24 protein-coding genes are annotated in these 23,792 nt (G+C 35.3%); 15 read left to right on the forward strand and 9 right to left on the reverse strand.

The genetic code is table 11. From position 1 onward, the window contains the following. The first annotated feature begins 1 nt into the window (after position 1). The 10 genes from CDH50_RS09825 (at position 2) to ftsY (ending at position 7,234) form a co-directional block, all read left to right on the forward strand. Positions 2–616: a haloacid dehalogenase-like hydrolase gene (locus CDH50_RS09825; protein ID WP_157804968.1), complete on the forward strand. Its 615-nt coding sequence runs from the start codon at positions 2–4 to the stop codon at positions 614–616. Positions 617–745: 129 nt separating this feature from the next. Continuing rightward, positions 746–2,140, forward strand: a complete 1,395-nt coding sequence (locus CDH50_RS09830) for a dihydrolipoamide acetyltransferase family protein (RefSeq protein WP_100612059.1) — start codon at positions 746–748, stop codon at positions 2,138–2,140. Positions 2,141–2,242: 102 nt separating this feature from the next. Beyond that, complete coding sequence (locus tag CDH50_RS09835; RefSeq protein WP_100612061.1) at positions 2,243–3,019, forward strand: 3'-5' exonuclease; 777 nt, start codon at positions 2,243–2,245, stop codon at positions 3,017–3,019. Between the two features lie 74 nt (positions 3,020–3,093). Beyond that, entirely contained in the window at positions 3,094–3,705 is a 612-nt protein-coding gene (locus CDH50_RS09840; RefSeq protein ID WP_100612063.1) for a fumarylacetoacetate hydrolase family protein, read from the forward strand. Continuing rightward, positions 3,706–4,047, forward strand: coding sequence for an Hpt domain-containing protein (locus tag CDH50_RS09845; RefSeq protein ID WP_100612065.1), 342 nt, complete (start codon positions 3,706–3,708; stop codon positions 4,045–4,047). A gap of 3 nt (positions 4,048–4,050) precedes the next feature. Then, positions 4,051–5,301: a competence/damage-inducible protein A gene (locus CDH50_RS09850; protein ID WP_100612067.1), complete on the forward strand. Its 1,251-nt coding sequence runs from the start codon at positions 4,051–4,053 to the stop codon at positions 5,299–5,301. Positions 5,302–5,381: 80 nt separating this feature from the next. Then, on the forward strand, positions 5,382–5,618 hold the full coding sequence (gene rpmB, locus CDH50_RS09855; protein WP_100612069.1) for a 50S ribosomal protein L28: 237 nt from the start codon (positions 5,382–5,384) through the stop codon (positions 5,616–5,618). A gap of 27 nt (positions 5,619–5,645) precedes the next feature. After that, a complete protein-coding gene (gene rpmG / locus CDH50_RS09860; protein WP_100612071.1) occupies positions 5,646–5,828 on the forward strand; it encodes a 50S ribosomal protein L33 in 183 nt (60 codons plus the stop codon). 35 nt (positions 5,829–5,863) lie between these two features. Further along, positions 5,864–6,016, forward strand: a complete 153-nt coding sequence (locus CDH50_RS09865) for a DUF4295 domain-containing protein (protein ID WP_100612073.1) — start codon at positions 5,864–5,866, stop codon at positions 6,014–6,016. Positions 6,017–6,280: 264 nt separating this feature from the next. Further along, positions 6,281–7,234 (forward strand): signal recognition particle-docking protein FtsY, encoded by a 954-nt coding sequence (ftsY, locus tag CDH50_RS09870; protein ID WP_100612075.1) that lies wholly within the window; start codon positions 6,281–6,283, stop codon positions 7,232–7,234. A 23-nt stretch (positions 7,235–7,257) separates the two neighbouring features. Here the strand turns inward: ftsY and CDH50_RS09875 are convergent, their stop codons facing one another. Beyond that, on the reverse strand, positions 7,258–8,331 hold the full coding sequence (locus CDH50_RS09875; protein ID WP_100612077.1) for a serine hydrolase domain-containing protein: 1,074 nt from the start codon (positions 8,329–8,331) through the stop codon (positions 7,258–7,260). 217 nt (positions 8,332–8,548) lie between these two features. On the opposite strand from CDH50_RS09875, the gene rimO reads away from it, so the two are divergent. Then, positions 8,549–9,859 carry a 30S ribosomal protein S12 methylthiotransferase RimO gene (gene rimO, locus CDH50_RS09880; RefSeq protein WP_100612079.1) on the forward strand — a complete coding sequence of 437 codons (1,311 nt, stop codon included), beginning with the start codon at positions 8,549–8,551 and terminating at the stop codon, positions 9,857–9,859. A gap of 52 nt (positions 9,860–9,911) precedes the next feature. Here the strand turns inward: rimO and CDH50_RS09885 are convergent, their stop codons facing one another. Continuing rightward, positions 9,912–11,273, reverse strand: coding sequence for a serine hydrolase (locus tag CDH50_RS09885; protein ID WP_100612081.1), 1,362 nt, complete (start codon positions 11,271–11,273; stop codon positions 9,912–9,914). A gap of 149 nt (positions 11,274–11,422) precedes the next feature. Between CDH50_RS09885 and CDH50_RS09890 the strand changes: the two genes are divergently transcribed. Next, on the forward strand, positions 11,423–12,151 hold the full coding sequence (locus CDH50_RS09890) for a winged helix-turn-helix domain-containing protein (protein ID WP_100612083.1): 729 nt from the start codon (positions 11,423–11,425) through the stop codon (positions 12,149–12,151). A gap of 393 nt (positions 12,152–12,544) precedes the next feature. Here CDH50_RS09890 and CDH50_RS09895 read toward each other — a convergent pair whose 3' ends face one another. From CDH50_RS09895 to CDH50_RS09920, 6 genes are all read right to left on the reverse strand, one after another. Further along, entirely contained in the window at positions 12,545–13,237 is a 693-nt protein-coding gene (locus CDH50_RS09895; protein ID WP_198513480.1) for a hypothetical protein, read from the reverse strand. A gap of 40 nt (positions 13,238–13,277) precedes the next feature. Then, positions 13,278–13,703: a hypothetical protein gene (locus tag CDH50_RS09900; protein WP_100612085.1), complete on the reverse strand. Its 426-nt coding sequence runs from the start codon at positions 13,701–13,703 to the stop codon at positions 13,278–13,280. A 528-nt stretch (positions 13,704–14,231) separates the two neighbouring features. Continuing rightward, positions 14,232–14,510, reverse strand: a complete 279-nt coding sequence (locus tag CDH50_RS09905; RefSeq protein WP_100612087.1) for a Txe/YoeB family addiction module toxin — start codon at positions 14,508–14,510, stop codon at positions 14,232–14,234. Then, positions 14,511–14,780 (reverse strand): type II toxin-antitoxin system Phd/YefM family antitoxin, encoded by a 270-nt coding sequence (locus CDH50_RS09910; RefSeq protein ID WP_157804969.1) that lies wholly within the window; start codon positions 14,778–14,780, stop codon positions 14,511–14,513. A gap of 190 nt (positions 14,781–14,970) precedes the next feature. Further along, on the reverse strand, positions 14,971–17,790 hold the full coding sequence (locus tag CDH50_RS09915) for an FAD-binding and (Fe-S)-binding domain-containing protein (protein ID WP_100612091.1): 2,820 nt from the start codon (positions 17,788–17,790) through the stop codon (positions 14,971–14,973). A 168-nt stretch (positions 17,791–17,958) separates the two neighbouring features. Continuing rightward, a complete protein-coding gene (locus CDH50_RS09920; RefSeq protein WP_100612093.1) occupies positions 17,959–19,626 on the reverse strand; it encodes a glycerol-3-phosphate dehydrogenase/oxidase in 1,668 nt (555 codons plus the stop codon). Between the two features lie 272 nt (positions 19,627–19,898). Between CDH50_RS09920 and CDH50_RS09925 the strand changes: the two genes are divergently transcribed. Further along, positions 19,899–20,630 (forward strand): FKBP-type peptidyl-prolyl cis-trans isomerase, encoded by a 732-nt coding sequence (locus CDH50_RS09925; RefSeq protein WP_100612095.1) that lies wholly within the window; start codon positions 19,899–19,901, stop codon positions 20,628–20,630. 124 nt (positions 20,631–20,754) lie between these two features. Beyond that, positions 20,755–21,636, forward strand: coding sequence for a GTPase Era (era, locus tag CDH50_RS09930; RefSeq protein WP_100612097.1), 882 nt, complete (start codon positions 20,755–20,757; stop codon positions 21,634–21,636). A gap of 112 nt (positions 21,637–21,748) precedes the next feature. On the opposite strand, the gene CDH50_RS09935 is transcribed toward era, so the two are convergent. Further along, complete coding sequence (locus CDH50_RS09935) at positions 21,749–22,294, reverse strand: GTP-binding protein (protein WP_100612099.1); 546 nt, start codon at positions 22,292–22,294, stop codon at positions 21,749–21,751. A 146-nt stretch (positions 22,295–22,440) separates the two neighbouring features. Between CDH50_RS09935 and der the strand changes: the two genes are divergently transcribed. Further along, entirely contained in the window at positions 22,441–23,745 is a 1,305-nt protein-coding gene (gene der / locus CDH50_RS09940) for a ribosome biogenesis GTPase Der (protein WP_100612101.1), read from the forward strand. Positions 23,746–23,792: the final 47 nt, after the last annotated feature.

Consider the following 23,792-nt stretch of genomic DNA (forward strand, 5'->3'; position numbering starts at 1 on the left):
TTTGAAAAAAAAAGTTTTAGTAGTCGATTTAGATGGCACACTCTATAATGTAAATACATTCCATTATTTTCTGAAATTTCTTGTCTTTTACAGTTTTAGAAAATTTAAATTCTACCTGTTTTCAGCCCTTTTCTGGATTATGTTGTTAAGATTGTTTCGTTTTGTAACACATGCTAAGATGAAATATTATGTTTTAAAAACAATAGAACCATATAAATTAGATTATAGCAGGTTTGTGGAAAGTATAAAAAAACACAAAAGACATATAGAAGAAATATACAACCCAGAGTTTGGCATAAAAATTTTAGCAACAGCGGCCCCATCTTGCTATGCCAATATTATTGCCAATAGTGAGAAGTTTGATGTCTGTTTGGGAACGGAATTCCCTGCTAAATTATTCAGTACAGATTACGAGAATAAGAGTGAAGTAAAGAAAAAAAATGTGCTTCAGTACCTTCAAAGCGTTGGTGATTACAAAATAGATACTTTGGTTACAGATCATTTGGACGATTTGCCTCTTATGAATATAGCACAAAATAATATTGTTTATAACCCAAACCAATTTACTGTGGAGGAATTAAGCAAAAGTGCTGTAACTTTTAAATCAAGGGTGTAAATAAATGCTGAAATGATTTAAGATCAATTTGTTGCTTATAAACAATATTAGTTTTAGATTGCCTGAAGAAATTACTCATTTTTCACTAATTTTGCGTCACAAATAAAAATACCAGCTTACCTTATAAATATGGCAAAATTTGAACTTAAATTACCAAAAATGGGAGAAAGTGTTGCAGAAGCAACCATCACATCATGGTTAAAAGAAGTTGGCGACACCATTGAACTAGATGAAGCAGTATTAGAAATAGCTACCGATAAAGTAGATAGTGAAGTGCCTAGTGAAGTAGAGGGTGTTTTAATTGAAAAACGCTTTCATGTAGATGATGTAGTTCAAGTTGGCGATGTTATTGCCATTATCGAAACTGAAGGGGTTGTTGAACAAGAACCTCCTTTGTCTTTTGAAGAACCAGAAGTTATAGAAGCTGTCGAGCATGTTGCTCAAACCATACAAGTTGCTAAAGAAATAGTAACTCCCATAGTTTCAACCGACGGACGATTTTATTCTCCTTTAGTAAAAAACATTGCAAAACAAGAAGGTATATCCCAACAGGAATTAGACACGATTTCGGGAACAGGTAAAGAAGGCCGTGTTACCAAAGATGATATTCTAGCGTATATAGAAAATAAATCTAATGGTTTGAATACCTTCCAGAACAAGGTTGAAGCTCCAATCCATCAAGATAAAGAAGTTGCCCTCGCAGAAACGTTTTCTGTTCAATCGGAAACTAAACCTACTGTAAATGAAACTCCAGTAGCTAAAGATATTATTTCAGAAATGCCTAAAATTTCTCAATCACCAATAATGCCAAGTGGTGAGGATGAAATTATAGAGATGACGAGAATGGGGAAACTCATTTCGCACCACATGATGGAATCCATTCAAACGTCGGCCCATGTTCAAAGTTTTATTGAGGCGGATGTGACAAAAATTTGGAACTGGAGACAAAAAGTTAAAGATGATTTCATGAAACGCACGGGTGAAAATTTAACGTTCACGCCCATTTTTATGGAAGCCATAGCCAAAGCACTTCGAGATTACCCTATGATGAACATTTCTGTGCAAGGTGATAAAATAATCAAAAAGAAAAACATCAATTTGGGTATGGCGGCATCGCTACCAGATGGAAATTTAATAGTGCCCGTTATTAAAAATGCCGATCAGCTTAATTTATTTGGTATGACAAAACAGGTAAATGATCTAGCCAATCGTGCAAAAACAGGTAAATTAAAACCAGATGATACGCAAGGCGGTACGTATACCGTAACCAATGTGGGTTCGTTTGGAAGTATTATGGGAACGCCCATCATCAATCAACCACAAGTCGGTATTTTGGCTCTAGGAGCTATACGAAAAATGCCAGCTGTTATTGAAACTGCCGAAGGCGATTTTATTGGTATTCGCTACAAAATGATTTTATCCCATTCTTATGACCATCGTGTGGTCAATGGTGCTCTTGGAGGTATGTTTGTAAAAGCCGTAAAAGATTATTTAGAGGCTTGGGATAGCAATAGGGAAATTTAATAACATTAAATTATATGCAAAATCTAACCCTTAAAACGGTTGGGTTTTTTGTTTTCTACACTTTCCAATTTAGTATCTTTACACTTTTGTAAAATATAGCTCATGCAACTCAATTTAACAAAACCCATCTGTTTTTTCGATTTAGAAACCACAGGTGTCAATATAACAACCGATAGAATTGTTGAAATTTCCGTTCTAAAAGTATTCCCAAATGGGAAGGAGGAACGTAAAACCTGGTTGGTGAATCCACTAGTGCCCATTCCTAAGGAAGTCACCGCCATTCATGGTATTACGGATGCTGATGTAGCCGATAAGCCTTCTTTTAAAGAAGTAGCCAAAGACATTTATAATTTGATTAAGGATTCAGATTTGGCGGGCTTTAACTCCGACCGATTTGATATTCCGTTACTGGCGGAAGAAATGCTGCGTGCTGAAGTGGATTTTGATATGAAAAACAGATTATCTATAGATGTACAGACCATTTTCCATAAAATGGAACAACGTACTTTAAGTGCCGCCTATCAATTTTATTGCCATAAAGAATTGGAAGGAGCTCATGGTGCGGAAGCTGATACCAATGCGACTTACGAAGTTTTAAAAGCCCAAATCGAAAAATATAAAGAGATAGAAAATGACACCAAGTTTTTGGCAGAGTTCAGCACACGGAAACAATTTGCGGATTTTGCAGGCTTTATTAGTTATAATAAAAAAGGGGAAGAATGCTTTGCATTTGGTAAGCATAAAGGCAAATTAGTGACGGAGGTTTTGGACGCTGAACCTGGTTATTTTGGGTGGTTATTAAACGCCGATTTTCCACTATACACCAAAAAAGTATTGACAGCCATCAAACTAAGGAATTTTAATAACAAGCTTGGGTAGTTTTGTCATTCCTGCGTAGGCAGGAACCCAAAAACATAATCCGTCTAACAAATCTAAAACCTAACAAATCAAGCATGAAAATTATCTGCATTGGTAGAAATTACGCAGAACATATAAAAGAGTTGGAAAACGAAAAACCAACAGATCCTGTTATTTTTTTAAAACCAGATACAGCCATTTTGGTAAAAAAACAACCTTTTTTTATACCAGATTTTTCAAACGATGTCCATTATGAAGTTGAGGTTTTGGTCAAGATTGATAGAATAGGAAAGCACATTGATAAAAAATTTGCCCATAAATATTATAATGAGATTGGTTTGGGAATCGATTTTACCGCTCGCGATGTACAAGCAAAATTAAAAGAAAAAAGCTTGCCTTGGGAAAAAGCAAAGTCATTTGATGGTGCTGCCGTTATAGGTGATTGGATTCCCATTAAAGATATTAAGGACGTAAATGCTATTGAATTTTCTTTAAAAAAAAACGAAAATATTGTTCAAATCGGAAATACAAGCCTCATGTTGTGGAAAATTGATGAATTGATAGAATATATTTCAAAATATTTCACATTAAAGATAGGAGATATTATATTTACGGGAACTCCTGCCGGCGTAGGCAAAGTTGAGGCAAATGATAAGCTTATAGGATTTTTAGAAGATAAACAAATGTTTTCAATAACAGTTAAATAAATGGAACAACATTACAAATTATTCAGGGTACGTGAGTTAGCCGACAACGATGAGGAATTTATCGCTACGTTAGCTGCCGCATTTTTAGAGGAAGTTCCCGAAGATGCCGAACGTTTAAAGAAAGCTGTGGCTGAAAAAGATTATCGTGAGGCATATCAAGCGGCCCATAAAATGAAACCTACCGTAGATTTATTTGAGCTCGGCGTGCTAGCCACCTTAATTGAGGTTCAGGATTGGGGCAAATTCGAAAAAAGGGACTTGGATATTAAGCCTCAACTGGATATTGTCATCGACGCTGTAGAAAAAGCCATTGACGAATTAAGATCTGATTTCAATTTATAATACATGTTAGCCGAAATAATCACCATAGGCGATGAGCTTCTTATAGGTCAAGTTATTGACACGAATTCTGCTTTTATAGCTAAAGAACTCAACAAAATTGGTGTGTCGGTGTATCAAATTACGTCTGTTCAAGACGACAAATCTCATATTTTAACAGCTTTTAAAGATGCTGAAAGTCGGGTGAATATCATCATCATTACGGGTGGCTTAGGGCCAACAAAAGATGATATTACTAAAAAAACCATCGCTGAATATTTTAATGACACATTAATAAGGGATGCTTCAGTATTAAAAAATATTGAAGAACTTTGGAAGCATTATGCAGGTGGATTGCTTTTACAGGTGAATAAAGACCAAGCATTGGTGCCTTCTAAATGTAAAGTACTCATGAATAAATTAGGTACAGCTCCTGGTATGTGGATGGAAAAAAACAATAAAGTTTTTATTTCGCTTCCAGGTGTTCCTTATGAAATGAATGCATTAATTCAAGACGCAGTTATCCCTAAATTAAAGGAAAAGTATAATTGTCCATATATCTTACATAAAACTTTATTGGTGTATGGGTTGGGTGAAAGTGCACTTGCTGAAAGAATTGAATCGTGGGAAGATGCTTTGCCAAAGCATATAAAATTAGCCTATTTGCCAAGTTTGGGAAAAATGAGATTACGCTTATCTGCAAAAGGATTTGATGCGCAATATATAAACAGTAGTGTGCAGGCTGAAATAGATAAAGTAATACCATTAATAAAAAATGAATTTGCTGGGTATGAAGAGGAAGATGGCTCGGTAGAAGTTGTTATTGCCAAACAATTAACCAATTTAGGGAAAACCTTAGCGATAGCCGAAAGCTGCACGGGTGGTATGGTTGCCGAACAATTTACGGTACAACCTGGCGCATCGGCATATTTTAAAGGAGGTATTATTACCTATTCTACCGAATCTAAGATAGATGTCCTAGGGGTGGCAGAATCAGAAATAGACGCTCATTCGGTAGTAAGTTCACAAATAGCCGAATCTATGGCAAAAAACGTGTTGCAATTGTTTCAGTCAGATTATGCCATTGCAACCACAGGTAATGCTGGGCCTACAAAAGGTGATTCTGATGCAGAAGTAGGAACTGTTTTTATCGCCATAGCTACAAAAAATGCCGTGTATTCTGAAAAATTTATGCTGGGTAATTATCGTATAAAAGTGATTAGTAAAGCAGTAAATAAAGCTTTGGAAATGCTATTAAAAGAAATTTTTAAAAATTGATAATAAATAGATTGTCATAAATTAAAGATTTTGTATATTTGCACCTCGTTTTTAAACAACAATATTTAAAGTTATATATAATGTCAAGAGTTTGTGAACTTACAGGTAAGAAGGCAATGGTTGGAAACAACGTGTCTCATGCGATGAATAAAACTAAACGCAAATTTAATGCGAACTTAGTTAAGAAACGTTTTTACATTCCAGAAGAGGATAACTGGATAACTTTAAAAGTATCTACGTCAGCTTTAAAAACTATTAATAAAATAGGTATTACGGCAGCAATTAAAGATGCAAAATCTAAAGGGTTTTTAAAATAATAGCCGCACATAATAAGTTAAGAAAACATGGCAAAAAAAGGTAGCAGAATACAAGTTATATTAGAATGTACTGAGCATAAAGAATCTGGACAACCAGGAACTTCAAGATACATTACAACTAAAAACAAGAAGAATACGCCTGACAGAATGGAGATTAAAAAATTTAATCCTATTCTTAAACGTATGACAGTTCACAAAGAAATTAAATAATTAGAGGTTTCTAAAACTTCAAAACGTATTGAATCATGGCAAAGAAAGCAGTAGCATCGTTACAAACAGGATCAAAAAGATTGTCAAAAGCTATTAAAATGGTAAGATCTCCAAAAACGGGAGCTTACACATTTGTTGAAGCTATTATGGCACCTGAATTAGTTGATAATTTCTTAAGCAAGAAATAATTTACTTCTTTATAGATATTTAAAAGCTGCTTTCTTAAAGAAAGCGGCTTTTGTTTTATATTTACATTCCGTTTTAATGACAATTTTTCAGTAGGTCATAATGGGCAGGAAAGTTGTTAGGATGTTTTGGGCGTTACCACAAGGGTCAGGCTTTCAGCTGTATCTTTTTTGTTAATCCTGCTAAGGCAGGAATCCAAAAAAGGATGTCGCTTCAATCCTTAACGCATTAATAACTAAACAACAAACGACTAAACATTTCATAGAATGAGTTTTTTTAAAAAAATATTTTCATTAGAAAAAAAGGAAACCTTAGATAAAGGACTTGAAAAATCCAAATCCACTTTTTTTGGCAAATTAAGTAAGGCCGTTGCAGGAAAATCTAAAGTAGATGATGAGGTTTTAGATAATCTGGAAGAGATTTTGGTGTCTAGTGATGTCGGCGTTAATACCACGCTTAAAGTCATAGAACGTATTGAAGCCCGAGTAGCCAAAGATAAATATTTAGGAACCGACGAACTTAATTTAATCCTTCGTGAAGAAATCGCTGGTCTGCTCTCTGAAACCAATACAGGGGAAGATACCGAATTTACCATTCCATCAACTAAAAGACCCTATGTGATTATGGTAGTTGGCGTTAATGGCGTTGGTAAAACAACGACCATTGGCAAATTGGCCTATCAATTTAAAAAACAAGGATTGAACGTGGTGCTTGGTGCTGCCGATACGTTTAGAGCTGCTGCCATCGACCAACTTCAGGTTTGGGCGGATAGAGTAGGTGTGCCGTTAATCAAGCAATCTATGGGTAGTGATCCAGCTTCTGTGGCGTTCGATACGCTTAAAAGTGCTGTGACACATAATGCGGATGTAGTGATTATTGATACAGCGGGTCGTTTACACAACAAAGTCAATTTAATGAATGAGCTTACCAAAGTAAAACGGGTGATGCAAAAGGTGGTTGAGGATGCACCTCATGATGTCTTGTTGGTTTTAGATGGTTCTACAGGGCAAAACGCATTTGAGCAAGCCAAACAGTTTACAGCCGCAACCGAGGTCACCTCATTAGCCGTTACCAAACTAGATGGCACTGCAAAAGGTGGTGTGGTGATTGGTATTTCAGATCAATTTAAAATTCCCGTAAAATATATTGGTGTTGGTGAGGGTATTGAAGACCTTCAGGTATTCAACAAATTTGAGTTTGTAGATTCGTTTTTTAAGTAAAATTTCCGCATTCACGGAATCTTTTAATTTATCAACAAATTAATCTTTTCCCAAAGATCATTATCGAAATTGGTTGGACCTAATTCATCTTCATTGCCACTATCTCCCATGCGCACTATTACCATATTTTTGCTTGGGATGATGTACAATTTTTGGTCGAAAGCACCCAATCCCGCAATCAAGTCATCCGGTGCATTGGGAATTAATTTACCTGTAAACAAGGTTTCAGAACCCGGAATTTTATAATTGCTTTTTCCATTCAACCAATATAAATAGCCATATGATTTATTCAAATCTTGTGATGTGGTTGTCATCTCCATGAAATAATTTTTATCTGCCAATATGGTTGTACCGTTCCAAACACCTTCGTTTAAATTCAATAATCCGAAACGCGCCATACTTCTCGCATTGCTAAAATACAGGTTTAAATAACTACCCGTTTTAACCCAACCTCCAGACATGCCTATCTTGTTACGTATTTTAGCATTAAAATAATCCTTGAAATCCTGTCCCACAGCACCAGTAACAATATTATCCAAGATTGTATACGCACCTTGATGGTAATACCAAAACGTATCCGGTTCATTTTTATACAGAAAACATTCGGGGTCGGTGCAAAAATTTTGGGGAACGGTATAATCGAGTCCAGTAGTCATTGTTAAATGGTTGCGTACCGTAATTTGTGATTCTTGTTCCGAAGTTAAAGACGACCAACCAGTGCCCATATAATTGGAGGACGGATTGTCAATCGATAAAAAGCCTTCTTCCTGTGCAATCCCAACGGTAAAAGCGGTTAAAGTTTTTGCGGCTGAGTTCCAAGAATGAATACTCGATTGTTGAAAAGTCCCAAAATACTTCTCAACAACAATTTTTCCATCCTTTAAAATAATAAAAGCATCAGTAGCACTGGCTTCCAGAAAATCATACAACGGTTGTTCTGCACTGGCATTCCAGCCCACCTCGGCAATGGAAAGCGTTGCCCAAGTATTGGAATTAACAGGTGGAAAATAAAGAGTGTCCGGTTCAACGGGTTCGTCTTTAGAGCAGTTAAAAAACGACAATAAAGCAATAAACAAGAATACGTTTATACGTTTCATAATAGTAGGTTTTAATAACGGGACATACAAATATAATAAAATAGTGATTAGTTAATAGTGAAAAGTGAATAGTTACTTCAGCTAAACACCAAACAACTAAACAACTAGCAACCCAACACCAAAGACCTAAGACCCGATACCCAAAATTCGTAAATCATAAATCGTATATCGTAATTCGTAAATCATTCCCTATCTTTGCACACTTATTAAAAAAGGCATGCGTACAAAATCACTAAAGAAAAACCGAATTAATGTAGTCACCCTGGGCTGTAGTAAAAATGTTTACGATAGCGAGGTGTTGATGGGGCAATTAAAAGCCAGTGGAAAAGATGTGGTTCATGAAGAAGAAGGGAATATCGTGGTGATTAATACCTGCGGATTTATCAATAATGCCAAGGAAGAAAGCATCAACACGATTTTGGAATACGTGCAAAAAAAGGAAGATGGCGAAGTCGATAAAGTGTTTGTTACGGGGTGTTTGAGTGAACGTTACAAACCGGATTTGTTAAAGGAAATCCCGAATGTGGATGAGTATTTTGGAACCACTGAGCTTCCCGGATTACTGAAAGCCTTGGGTGCCGATTATAAACACGAACTCATTGGTGAGCGTTTAACCACCACGCCAAAAAATTATGCCTATTTAAAAATTGCCGAAGGATGCGATCGCCCCTGTAGTTTTTGTGCCATTCCGTTAATGCGTGGTAAACATAAAAGTACGCCGATTGAAGATTTAGTGACCGAAGCTGAAAAACTAGCCGCCAAAGGGGTCAAGGAACTTATTTTAATTGCGCAGGATTTAACCTATTACGGGTTGGATTTATATAAAAAACGCAACCTGGCCGAACTTTTGGAGGCCTTGGTAAAAGTAGATGGTATTGAATGGATTCGTTTGCATTATGCCTTTCCAACGGGGTTCCCAATGGATGTGTTGGAGGTTATGAAGCGTGAACCGAAAATATGCCATTATTTGGATATTCCGTTGCAACATATTTCTGATAGCGTTTTAAAAAGCATGCGTCGTGGTACCACCAAAGAAAAGACCACGCAATTGATTAAGGATTTTAGAGCCGCTGTGCCTAATATGACCATTAGAACGACCTTGATTGTGGGCTACCCCGGTGAAACTGAAGCTGATTATCAAACCCTAAAACAATGGGTGAAGGAGATGCGTTTTGAGCGTTTGGGCTGTTTCACCTACAGTCATGAAGAAAACACCCATGCCTATAATTTGGAAGATGATGTCCCAGAAGCCGTGAAGCAACAACGTGCCAACGAGATTATGGAACTGCAATCGCAGATTTCTTGGGAGTTGAACCAAGAGAAAATAGGCAATACCTTTAAAGTGGTTATTGACAGAAAAGAAGGCGGTTATTTTGTGGGAAGAACAGAATTTGATTCACCCGATGTTGATAACGAAGTGCTTATTGATGCCAGCAACATCTATTTAAAAACAGGGGAATTTACCACCGTTAAAATCACGGATGCTGCTGATTTTGACCTTTATGGCGAAGTAGTTATGTCACCTTGAGCGCAGGCCAGGTGTTAATTTGTATGGGGAGGCACTTTTCATGTTGATATTATTATTTCTCTCTTTTTGCCTTTATTTCACTATCATAATTTTTAATAATTAGGAAATCTACTTGACCTTTTTCATTTTTTGAAAGGATTTGAGTATTAGGAAAAACTTCATAGCAAATAAATTCATTTTCTTTAATAAAGTGCATTTTCCAAGCAGTGTGAGAGTTACTGTCTTTTAAATAAAGGTCGCCATTTTCTTTGTAAATTTTTATAGTTGAGGGATCATTTGGTGAAAATCTATACGTTCCAACATAATCATCCATTGCAGATGAGGAAATCTTTATTTCTTTTAATGGTGCTTTTTCAGCGACTATGGCTGCAACTTGGTCATTAATGATATCGGTGTTTATAAAACTACCATTACTAAAAGTAACAACTAAAATATCTTCTTGTGGTAAATAGGTTGCTTTACAATTAAAACCATTGATATGTCCACCGTGTTCAATTTTTTTACTTCCAAAAATATCCCCCAAAGCCCAACCATATCCATATGGTGTAAAAGTTTTATTATTTAATTGAAATGGCATCCATGCTTTTTGTAATGTTTCTTTTTTAACTAATTTGTTTGTTATTAATCCTTCGTGCCATTTAAAATAATCTTGGACAGACATGATAAGTCCACCAGCAGCATATGGGAATGTGGTATTTAAGTAGCCTGAATTTACTAGTTTGTAATCAGCATCCAAATCGTAGCCCTTTGCTCTGTTTTGTATGATAGTTGTGGAACTGTCGTAATAAGAGTCCGTCATTCCTAGCGTATCAAAAATATTTGATTGGATATAATCGGCATACGCTTTACCTGTTATTTTTTCGATGATGTATCCCAATAATATGTATCCCGAATTTGAGTAGCTGTATTTTTCACCCGGCTGAAAATCAAGTGGCATATTTTTAAATAAATCAATTAATTCTTCTGTGCTATAAGGCGTTTGTTTTATTTCCAAATCCTCTATTTCAGTAAGGTTTTTAATGCCAGAAGTATGCGTTAATAAATTTTTAATTGTAATTTTTTTAGAATGCACTGGAAAATCTGGAACATGTGTTTGAATGGCATCGTTCAAATCTAACTTACCTTGTTCGTATAATTGTAAAATGGTAATAGCAGTAAATTGTTTTGTGATACTACCAATTCTAAATATATTACTTGGGTTGGTTGCCACATTTAATTCTATATCCGCTTTACCAAAACCTTTTTCATAAATGATGTGGCCGTTTTTTGAAATAAGGGTAGCACATCCAACACCATCCTCTGTAAAAAAAGTATTGAAAAAGTCATCTAATTTGTTTTCAAGTTTTGTTTGGCCAAAGCTGTAGCTGGTAATTATAAAAATAAAGGCAGTAAGAAATTTAATTTGCTTGTACATGATTAATTTTTTTTTTTTTTTTGCAAAATTGTTTTATACTGAACACATTCTGTCTTTAGAAAAACTTTAGATTTTCTATTTTTATGGATAAACAAAATATATAAACCACAGAAATGTAATTTTGTATTCATTTATAAAAGAGCACAGCAATGAAAAATACAGAAGAAATGATTACTGAAAGATTTGTTTTTAATCCAAATCGTAGCCTTTTGATTGATACAACCACAACAAATGAAATTAAACTTGAACCAAGGCTAGGAAATTTATTGAGCTTACTTTGTGATAACAGAGGGAAATTAGTGACTAGAGAAGATATTATTGATAAAATCTGGAACAATTACGGTGGTGCTGAAGACGGTTTAAATCAAGCGATTTCTTATTTGCGTAAAGTACTTTTAGACAAAGACAAAAAAATAATTGAGACCATTCCAAAGAAAGGCTATGTTTTAAATATGCTGGTTTTAAAAGACCAAGAAACTAGACATAAACAACATCAGTCTATTTTTAAAAAGCTTGGAATTAAGGGTTATGCTGCCATTTTTGTATCTATCATCTTGGCAGGAGTTATCTTTTTAAAAAAGGATAAATCATCTTCAGTAACTACAAAAAACAGTCCAGTTGAATTTTCAACGGATGTTAATTACAATGAATTGAACAAGCCTGAAGCCGAAACATTTTTGAATACCATCACGACAGTTTCCCCCGATAACACAACATATAAAGTCATTGCTATTGGTGATAAAAGACCAACTTTTTATATCAACAATAAACTCGTTAAAAATCAAGAAGACTATACTGTTTTGATAGATAATATGCTGAAACAATTATGGGAAAGGCAAAAAAAGTACTATGATTCCATTGGAGGTATCAATAAATAATTAAATGTACCCTATCCATACATTCATTGCCCACCAAACACAAAATTGGGAGTTAAACCAAGAAAATAAGTAACACCATTAAAGTGCTTATTGATGCCAGCAAAATCTATTTAAAAACGGGTGAATTTACGACGGTTAAATTACGGATGCTGCGGATTTTGATTTATATGGTGAGGTTGTTGCCAATAAATAAATTGGTTTAATCGTATTGGTTCTCTTAACTTCCCGGGACTTTATGCAGGTGGGGACTTTTATTACCGATGTTTACAAATATACCGAAAAGATTAAAAGAAAAACTTTCACTTAGGATAAGAAAATGCAAACACCGACCTTTGTCGGTAAATCTTAAAACACCAGTTGCATAAAACCTTGTTAGCGGTAGTACTATTTTTCTTAGTAAGTTATAGTAGAAGGTTGTATAGAAACTCTTCTAAGTTTTTTCATATAGGTTTGTTCGCTTCCTCTGTTATCCCAAGCAGCTTTAAAATGTTCTATTAATGATGGAATGTCTGATTCAATAGTCGATTTCCATAGATTTTGATTATATTCATAAACCCTCAGCATATTGTCAACATCAAAAATTTTACCTGTATCTTTTGTCTTAATTAGTGCAACTGGTAAATCATTTGCCATTCTCATTCCTAATTCAAAAAGAACATTCGGATTATGGTCAGTTAAATCTGCAATCACTAAATCTGCTTCTAGTAAATCATTTATGATTGTAGATTGTATAACATCAGAGCCTTGTTTGTTGGCGGTTTCTACATTAAAACCAGCTTCGATTCCTGCGGGAATAATTAAACTGTCTAGTACTTCTTTAAAAAAACCTTGAGCGCGAATGTCATTCCTTTCAACAAATGGCATGATTACAAATGCCTTTAATTTTAATTTTCCTTTTGTATTTTTTCTAGTTTCTCCTATAACAATTGTTGAATGGGATATTGGACTTGACTCAGAGTCAGATAATGGATTCCCATTAGTTATATTTAACTCTTTGCAATTTTCACTAAAAACTTTAGAAAATTCCTCATGAAAATCAGGATGTAATTTGAACTTATCTTCCAGAGTGTTACTTAAATACTTCATTTCAGGAAGTTTACTTCCTTTATAGTAATCTAATACATTTCTAAAAATCTCTATTTTTAAAAATGCTTCTATTTTTTTTTCTCTTTTCAGTTTGCACGTCAGGAGTATAAACAGTAGATCTGCCGAAATCGGTCAACGCTATTTCTTTTGCATCTCTTGTACCTATTGTAAATCCAAAATCTCTTGAAGCTTGAGAACAATAAAAGAATTTGTTATTATCAGTTAAGTTAATTGCAACTTTTACATCTTTAGGAGTCCACGGATTTCCACCGTTCATTTCTTTTAATTTTTGAGCAATTATAAGACTTTTTTCAACTGTTACAATTTGGTAGTTTCGTGTTGGCTTTGGAGACTTTTTAACAGTTTTTGCATTTGTAGGTTTGGCTTTAGTAGCTTTTTTGGGGCTAACTTTTTTTGCTATACCATTCAATGCTTTTGACTCTGTAATTTTTGTATCCTCTCCCATGATATATTTTTTTAAATTATTATGTTAAAATCAAATATAATGATATACTCTAAAAGTATTACCGCTAACTTTAATGATATGAAATCGTTTTAATGTTTTATATCAGACGTTAAACGAAGATAGCTGAAAAATTTTACAAACAAAAACCAAGTTATAAACAATTATCCACCAAAATATAAAATAGATTCGTAATTGATGTTTATCGCTTGGCTCATCTCCATTTAGTGAGTTTTGGTGTAGCTGAACCAAGAAAGAAATACTTTAAAGTGCTTATTTATGCCTGCAAAAATCCATTTAAAAACGGCTATAAATATTACGGATGTTGCGCATTTTGACTTGTGTGAGGAGGTTGTGATTAAGTAAATTACGTTGATTTTTGATTGGTTCGTTTAATGTTTTGGCTATGGTTTCGTTACGTAAAAATACATGAATATTTTCTGGGGTAAGCCGAATATAACAAATTTACTTCTGACTTTCCTATTGGAAAGTCAGAAGTAATTAATTATGGACGTTGTTGTTAATAGGCTGTTATTTATCATCATAATGAAATCTGCATTGAATTATTGTGCATTTTTGGTCAACACCTTTTTTTCCAGATACACTATAAACTAATCTGTGTTCACCTGTAATTCTTCTTGACCAAAAGCCTTTAAGTCCGTGTTTTAGAGGTTCAGGTTTTCCTGTTCCTTTAAATGGGTTTACTTTAATTTCTTTTAACAAGTCTTTTATTTTGATTGCTGTATCAGGGTCATTTTCTAGCCAATAGGTGAAATCTTCCCATCCGTGTGCAGTAAAATCAATGTTCATTTAATGAGCTAATTCTATTTCATCTTCATTGTATTCAACTAATTCTCCCTTTTCGATTTGTTCGATGGATTCCATTAGTCTGTTTCTATTAGCTTTGGTAGATAATAAGTGTTCTGTTTCTTTTAATGAATTATACTCATTAATAGACATTATGACAACAGCGCCATCACCTTTACTTCTTGGTACAACTATCACTTCCATTGACTTTGAAACATAGTCGAAGTGTTTCTTTATACTCTTGCGTAGAGTGGAAATTGTTATTGCTCTCATAACTATTGGTTTTTTATGTACATTATATTGTACAAACAAATGTACAATATTTATGCCGAATTTCCAAATGAGAAGATTTGTCGGCTTGTTATCAGCTATGATGATATGAAATCTTTTTAATGTTTCATATCAGAAGTTAAATAAAATCTGTTAATTTTTATTGAAAATTAAGTTAAGTGATTTTTACAACTTACAAACATTCATCCGCCAAATACAAAATAGATTCGTAATTGGTATTTATGGCTTGGCTCATGGCCATTTCGCAGGTTTTGGTAGAGGCGTAATAGCCATCGCAAACCACGTTTTTTAGTTCTTGCGCCTCTTGGTTGGTGGAAGAGGTGGTGAGTTCTGGAAATAAAAACCCTCTATCGCCCGCCATACCACAACAACCATTGTTTTTTGGTACAATAACCTCTTTGGCAAAATGCTTGGCAAGGCTTGTAAATGCATCTTCAATCTTTAACTTTTCCAAAGTGCACACCGAATGCAACACAATGCTATTTTTATTACGTTTCACCTGACTTTTAGGTAGTACCATATCGTGTAAAAAGGCGACCGTATCTAAAATTCGTAGTTTTTTTAATTTGTCTTTGTTTTCAGCAGTGAGGGTAGAACCCATTTGCTTTAAGCTATACGCACACGAACTCACATCAATCACCACAGGAATTTTTCCTGAATCTGTGGCATCCCAAAGCCTTTCAAAAATGGTATTGGCTGTAAAACCATACGCCTCTTGATGCCCTTTTGATGAAAAGGGTTGGCCGCAACAACTGCTATTCACATCCTTTAAAATGGAAACGGCGATGTTTGTTTTTTTACAGACACTTAAAAAGGCTTCCATACTATTTTTTTCCTTGCCTTCATACGTGCCCAAAACCCTAGAAATACACGACGGAAAGTAGATAATGTCTGGCTTGGGTTTTGACTGTGATTCTAAAACCGATAAACTAGGGGGCGATGCAATTTGTGGTGTCCATAATGGCGCATTGGGAATGACTTTTCTAAGGAGCTTGGTGAGGTTGCCCATAGTTTGTTTCCCAAAAAAACTATTGATGAGTGTTCCTGCCTTGATGGCGGTTCTTAGTGTCCATTGCATTGTGCCAAAGTGTTTAGCAACCGTTAATGCCACGGCGTTTGCAAATTTGGAATGGTTTTCACTGCGTAGTCGTTTTACCAAATCACCTGTATTGATATCTACTGGGCAGGCGGTAGCGCACAAACCATCCACGGCGCAGGTGTCTAAACCATCATACTGGTATTGGTCTTTTAGCAAGTTGTAATTGGCGGTATCGCCTTGATGTTCTAACGTTTTTAAGGCGCGACGAACCACAATACGTCGTCTTGGTGTGGTGGTGAGATCTTTACTTGGGCATTTATGCTCGCAATACCCACATTCTATGCAGGTGTCCACTTCAGGCTCCACCGTGGGCAGGGCCTTTAAATTTTTTAAATGGGTATTTTTATCATCATTAATAATCACGCCCGGATTTAAAAGCAAATGTGGGTCCACCGACAATTTTAAGGTTTTCATAATCTCATACCCCAAACCACCCCATTCGGTTTCCACAAAAGGTGCCATGTTTCTACCCGTACCGTGTTCCGCTTTGAGAGTGCCATCATACTTTGTCAACACCAATTCCACAACCTCTTTAATGAAGGTGTCGTACCGATTGATTTCATAATCCGTATTAAAGGATTGTGTGACCACAAAGTGAATATTCCCATCTTTGGCATGCCCGAAAATAATCGCGTTATTGTAGTGGTACTTTTTAAAAAGGACATGTAAATCAACAATGGCAGCGCCTAATGTTTCCACAGGGAACGCGATATCTTCTAAAATAACGGTCGTACCAGAAGCGCGCACGGCACCTACGGCGGGAAATAAGCCTTTACGGACTTTCCATAACGCAGCCATTTCAGAAGGCACACTGGTGAAAACAGGCGTTTGAATGAGATTCCAATGCTTCATAAGGCTTAAAAAATCAGTCACTTTTTTATCCAGTGCTTCCGAATCATTCTCCTGATATTCGATAAGCAAAGCAGCGGCAGATTCTGGTAATGTTTTTACGAAATCGGGGATGGATTCCATATTTTCAACAGCTCTTAGCGACGCTCTGTCCATGAGTTCCACCATCATTGCACCAGAATTTTTAAGAGGCACAATGGCTTGGCACGCATCAAAAATGGACTGGAAATAGAGTAGGGCAGTCGATTTAAATTTATAATCGGGAACTGTATTTAAAACCACTTCAGAAATAAAAGCCAAAGTCCCTTCGGCACCAATAAGCAAATGCGCTAAGATATCCAACGGATGTTCAAAATCGATAAAGGCGTTTAACGAATAACCGACCGTATTTTTGGTCAAGTATTTTTTACGGATTTTATCATGCAATTTTTGATTTGATAAGATGTTGTTTTGAAGCGTTGATAAGTTGTCGAACAAGTCTTTTTCAACCGTTTCAAATCTGGAATAATCATCGTTATTTTCTGTGGAATAGGTGTTTCCATTAGGTAAAATAAACCGTAAATATTTAACCGTATGATAGGAGTTTAAAGCCACGCCACAGCACATGCCACTGGAGTTGTTGGATACGATGCCACCCATCATGGCGGCATTGATACTCGCTGGATCAGGACCTATTTTTTTACTATACTTTTTTAAATGGGCGTTCACCATAGCCCCTGTCAATCCTGGTTGTACTCGAACAGTATCGCCATTATTTTCCACGGAAATTTGTTTCCAAGAATGACTTAAATCCACTAAAATACCATCGGTAATGGATTGCCCCGATAAACTCGTGCCACCCGTGCGAAATACCAAAGGCATGTTGTAGGTTTGCGAAAATTGAAATAATGAAATAACTTCTCCCTCGCTAATGGGTTGCACCACCGCTTTGGGAACTAAATGATAAAAACCAGCATCGGAGGCGTAAGATACCAAATCTATATAACGGGTTTTGATCCTGCTGGCAGGTAGTATGTTTTCAAGCTCTAAGGCAATATTCTTCATATCTATATTAACGTGAGTTCAATTTAAAAGCAAACCTAATCTAAGTATAAATTCCAATATTAGTATTTATTGTCACCTTGAGCGTAGTCGAAAGGTCATGTAAATCGATAATTTATGGGTTTCGACTGCGCTCAACCTAACATTCAAGTATGAGTAAACCCACATTGATTAGAACTCGGTTTCATAATAATGCGTGGCATCATATACAAGTTGCTGTAGTTGGGCTTTTTCAGCAGTAATTCTATCCGCATCCCAATTAAAATACTGTGTCATATCCTTCACAACCACATCTAAATGCTTGCTGATGCTTTTAATGTTGAAGTATAAACTACTGGTACGTCTTACGAAAAAATCAGCCAAGGTATTTGTCATTTCATAATGAACACAGTACCATAATTCGGCTCGTACCAAGCGTTCTTTAGGAGTTCCAAATGAATAGGATTTTGCTTTTTCCAGCAGGATATCAGCGTTTTTTCCAAAGGTGGAGCAGAGATATGTTGAATAAAATGTGTCGGTTATCCCAAAATCCAGCAGTTGTTTTTTCAATGCATCTATATAATTAACGACATCTTCAGACGATTTTAAAGCAGGAGTTACCAAAGGGATGGTGTCTGTAAACGAGTCTTTAATTAGTTCTTTCTTTTCTTTGGGCATGGTTTTTAAAACGGTTTCTACCACCCGGTGCGCCATTTTTCTATACCCTGTTAACTTACCGCCAGCAATGGAAATAAGTCCGCTATCCGACACGAAAATCTCGTCTTTTCTGGATAATTCCGAAGGATCTTTACCATCTTCATGAATCAAGGGTCGTAACCCAGCCCAATTCGATTCCACGTCATCAAGTGTCAGATTTACAGTTGGAAACACACCATTGATGGCGATGAGCAAATAATTCACATCACTCATGGTTGTGACCACATGGTCTAGATTTCCATCATAATTCGTGTCGGTGGTGCCAACATACGTGGTTTTTCCTCTGGGGATGGCAAAAACCATTCTGCCATCTGGAACATCAAAATAAATAGATTGCTTGATGGGCAATTTTTCATAAGGAAATACAATATGAACACCTTTGGTTAAATGCAAACGTTTGTTGTTTAGGGAGACATCTTTTTTACGGATAACATCCACCCAAGGTCCTGTAGCCGACACATAATGATTGGCTTTGATGATGATTCTTTCTTTGGAGTTGTGGTCAACACATTCAATATTGTCGATTAGGGAGTCGGTGTAATTGAAGGACATCATTTCACAATAGTTAATAATAGTAGCACCAAAACCAGCCGCTTGCTTTAAAATTTCGATGGTCAAACGGGCATCATCCGTTCTGTATTCGGTATAATAACCGCCACCTAAAAGAAATTGATCGTCTAAAAGCGGTTCTTTTTTCAGCGTTTTATGTTTGTCAAGCATTTTACGCTTGTCATCATCATTCACATCGGCTAAAAAATCATAGACCATGAGTCCAAGCGATGTCAGCGTTTTTCCGTAGCTGCCACCTTCAATGAGTGGCAACAGCATTTTTTCTGGAACCACTAAATGTGGCGCTAAGGTATTCAGAATGGCACGTTCCGTTCCCGATTCATGCACCAAACCGATTTCAAATTGCTTTAAATACCGCAAACCGCCATGAATGAGTTTGGTGGATTTATTACTGGTTCCAGAAGCAAAATCATTCTTTTCAATAAGGCAAACCGTGAGTCCACGAGACGCAGCTTCCAAAGCAATGCCGGCACCCGTAATACCACCACCAATAATCAGTATATCGAAAATGCTATTCTGTATTTTTTCTAAGTGTCCGGTTCTATGTAAAACAGAAAAAGGTATGGTGTTCATTTGGGAATTATGCTATTATAGAATCCATATTATTGGTACTAAGATATTAAATAAATACATGGAATTTGAAAACCCGCATCTATCAATAATTTGGTTGCTTAAATTATTTATTAAAACACGACGCATATTTTTATTGTGAATTTAATTTTGCTACTTTTGGCATCGGTTAAAAATAAACCAAAATAAACATTCAGAAAATAGACTTCTTATTGTAAAGTGATATATTTTAGGGAGTTGAAAATAGATTAACAATAAACATTAAATAAAAACAAATGAAATTATTTAAATTTTTAGGAGCCATTGTATTAACATCATTGGTTTTTTCTTGCAATAGTAAAAAAACAGTAACTAAAGAATCATTAAAAACAGAAGTTGACTCTGTTAGTTATGCTTTAGGATTAGATGTGGCGAATAGTATTGGTGCCAATTTTGAAGAGGTTAATAGTGAGTTATTTTTAGCAGGGTATATGAATGCTATGGATTCTACCAATACCCTTATGGATAAAACAGCAGCACAAACCATCATCCAGATGTATGTTCAAAAGAATCAAGCTAAAATGATGCAAAAACAACAAGAAGCTGCCGCTAAAGAATTAGAAAAACAATTTGGTGATATTAAAGCTGCTGGTGAATCGTTTTTAGCTGAAAACAAATCTAAAGAAGGTGTAAAGACCACTGCTAGCGGGTTACAATACATCGTTGAAAAAGAAGGTACTGGTGCAAAACCAACAGCAGAATCTACGGTTAAAGTTCATTATACGGGAACATTAATTGATGGAACTGTTTTTGATAGCTCTGTGGAAAGAGGAGAACCAGCTCAATTTGGTGTGAATCAAGTAATTAAAGGGTGGACCGAAGTATTACAATTAATGCCTGTAGGTTCTAAATATAAAGTATTTATACCTCAAGATTTAGCTTATGGCGCTAATCCACGTCAAGGTGGCCCAATTCAACCGTTTTCAGCTTTGGTTTTTGAAGTTGAATTGTTGGAAATAGTAGAATAATATAAGTGCTACATAAACGTATTGATAAACAGGAAGCAAATGCTTCCTGTTTTTTGTTTAAAAAAATATCATGGTGTAATAATTGCCTCAAGGTTGTAACTTTGTAGCATCAAATTAAAAATTTATGAATCATAAAGCTGGGTATGTAAATATTATAGGGAACCCCAATGTTGGGAAGTCCACTTTAATGAATGCATTTGTTGGGGAAAAACTATCCATCATAACTTCGAAAGCGCAAACTACCAGACATAGAATCTTGGGGATTGTAAATGGCGACGATTTTCAAGTGTTGTTTAGTGACACACCGGGTATTATAAAACCAGCTTATGAGTTACAGGAATCGATGATGGGGTTTGTGAAATCTGCTTTTGAAGATGCCGATATTTTGTTATATATGGTCGAAATTGGCGAACAAGCCTTAAAAGATGAACTATTTTTTGAAAAGATTACCTCTTCTAAAATACCTGTATTGTTGCTTTTAAATAAAATTGACACGTCCAACCAAGAACAATTGGAAACCCAAGTACAGTTTTGGGCAGAAAAAGTGCCAAATGCAGAAATCATTCCCATTTCAGCATTAGAAGGATTTCAAGTAAAGGAAGTATTTGATAGGATTATTGAGTTGCTTCCAGAATCGCCACCATTTTATCCGAAAGACCAGTTAACGGATAAACCAGAACGTTTTTTTATCAATGAAACCATTCGTGAAAAAATCTTAATTCATTATAAAAAAGAAATTCCTTATGCTGTTGAAGTGGATACTGAAGAGTTTTTAGAAGAAGACACGATTATCAGAATTCGTTCGGTCATTATGGTTGAGAGAGAGACGCAAAAGGGTATTATTATCGGTCATAAAGGAGCTGCCTTGAAACGAGTAGGCGTAGAGGCTAGAAAAGATTTAGAATTATTTTTCGGCAAGCAAATCCATTTAGAACTCTATGTGAAAGTGAATAAAAATTGGCGTTCCAATCAAAACCAGCTGAAACGTTTTGGTTACAATCAGTAATTAAAACTAATGATAAATTTTTAATTAGATAACACTAGCTTTAAATGTGTATGTGATATTTGCATCATAGTTAAATTTTTTGCAGTTAATAAATGTTTTTGAGTTAGTTAATTTAGTTTAAATTTTTAGTAAACTCCAAATTGGTTTCAGTTTGGGGTTTATTTTTTAAACTGATGGTGTGTTGCATAAAAGCATATAAGTCGCTTATTTCTCGGTTGCTCGACTCTTTGCCAAGTCTTCCAATAACATAGAGTAAAAACCATATAATAACCATTAAAAGCATAAAGCTAATTTGAATGGCATAACTCGTTTTCAAAGTAATGTTAGCATACGTCCATATTCCAAATGCAATAAACAAACCTGCAACCATAAAATGTAAAAACATAAATAGTGTCCATACGGTTGGATTAGGCCCAATCAAACCACTTATAATACTGGAATGTTCTTCAATTTCGGTGATTTCAATTTGTAACTGCGGAGACCAAAATTGTCTATTTTCATTAGATTTTCTAATAAATATATGATTGTCAATACGGGTAATAACAAAGAACGAATTTGTAGATTTAGCTTCATCAAAAGCATTTAATATAGTGTCTTTGTTTTTATTAATTCCGAATTTAAATCTAGGCCGTAAAGCAATATTATTTTTGTAGGACATGGATTCATATTAGTTCATGATAAATTTAATTATTTTTATGTAAAATGTAAGCTTTTTAATCTTTTCTTAAAATGAATAATGCTTGAAGTATATTTGTTACTTTTGCAAAAGTTTTCAGAAAACAAAAAGAGCTTAAGAAAAAAATTATGAGCAATATAGTAGCCATTGTAGGACGTCCAAATGTTGGGAAATCAACTTTTTTTAATCGGTTGATTCAGAGGAGGGAAGCTATTGTTGATGCCGTTAGCGGTGTTACCAGAGACCGTCATTACGGAAAAACGGAATGGAACGGAAAGGAGTTTTCTATAATAGATACTGGAGGGTATGTGTTGGGAAGTGATGATGTTTTTGAAGCCGAAATAGATAAACAGGTTGAATTAGCGATTGATGAAGCAGATGCTATTATTTTTATGGTAGATGTTGAAACAGGTGTTACGGGTATGGATGAAGATGTTGCCAAGCTTTTAAGAAAAGTAAATAAACCGGTCTTTCTGGTCATTAATAAAGTTGATAATGCCAAGCGTAATGAAGATGCCGTAGAGTTTTATGCTCTAGGCTTGGGAGAATATTATACCATTGCTAGTATTAATGGAAGTGGTACGGGAGAATTATTGGACGATCTTGTAAAAGCTCTACCCGAAAAAGAAATTGTTGAAGAAACAGAATTACCTCGTTTTGCGGTAGTGGGTCGCCCCAATGCAGGTAAATCATCATTCATTAATGCATTAATTGGTGAAGATAGATACATAGTAACCGATATTGCAGGCACAACACGAGACGCCATTGATACACGATATAACCGTTTCGGATTTGAATTTAATTTGGTTGATACGGCTGGAATCAGAAGAAAATCCAAAGTAAAAGAAGACTTAGAGTTTTATTCGGTTATGAGAAGCGTTAGAGCGATTGAACATTGTGATGTCTGTTTGCTTGTTTTAGATGCCACACGTGGATTTGATGGTCAGGATCAAAATATATTTTGGTTAGCAGAACGTAACCGTAAAGGGGTTGTTATTCTTGTAAATAAATGGGATTTGGTTGAAAAAGATCATAAATCTACCAATGAATTCGAAAAAAAGATAAGGGAACAATTAGAGCCTTTTACCGATGTGCCTATTGTGTTTATTTCTACATTGACCAAACAGCGTATTTTTAAAGCCATAGAAACGGCTGTTGAAGTTTATAACAACCGAATCAAAAAAATAAAGACCAGCAAGCTAAACGAGATATTGCTTCCTATTATTGAAAATAATCCGCCGCCTGCATACAAAGCAAAGTATGTAAAGATTAAATATATTATGCAGTTGCCAACAGATCAACCGCAATTTGCTTTTTTCTGCAATCTTCCCCAGTATGTAAAAGATCCATACAAACGTTTTCTAGAGAACAAAATACGTGAGCATTTTGATTTTAAAGGCGTTCCTATTAGCATTTATATGCGCCAAAAGTAATCTTTATTGAAAACATAAATTTTTGTTAAAAAGGAGTTATTACTTTA

The organism is Confluentibacter lentus (genome assembly GCF_002806995.1).
GTDB classification, from domain to species: Bacteria; Bacteroidota; Bacteroidia; order Flavobacteriales; family Flavobacteriaceae; genus Confluentibacter; species Confluentibacter lentus.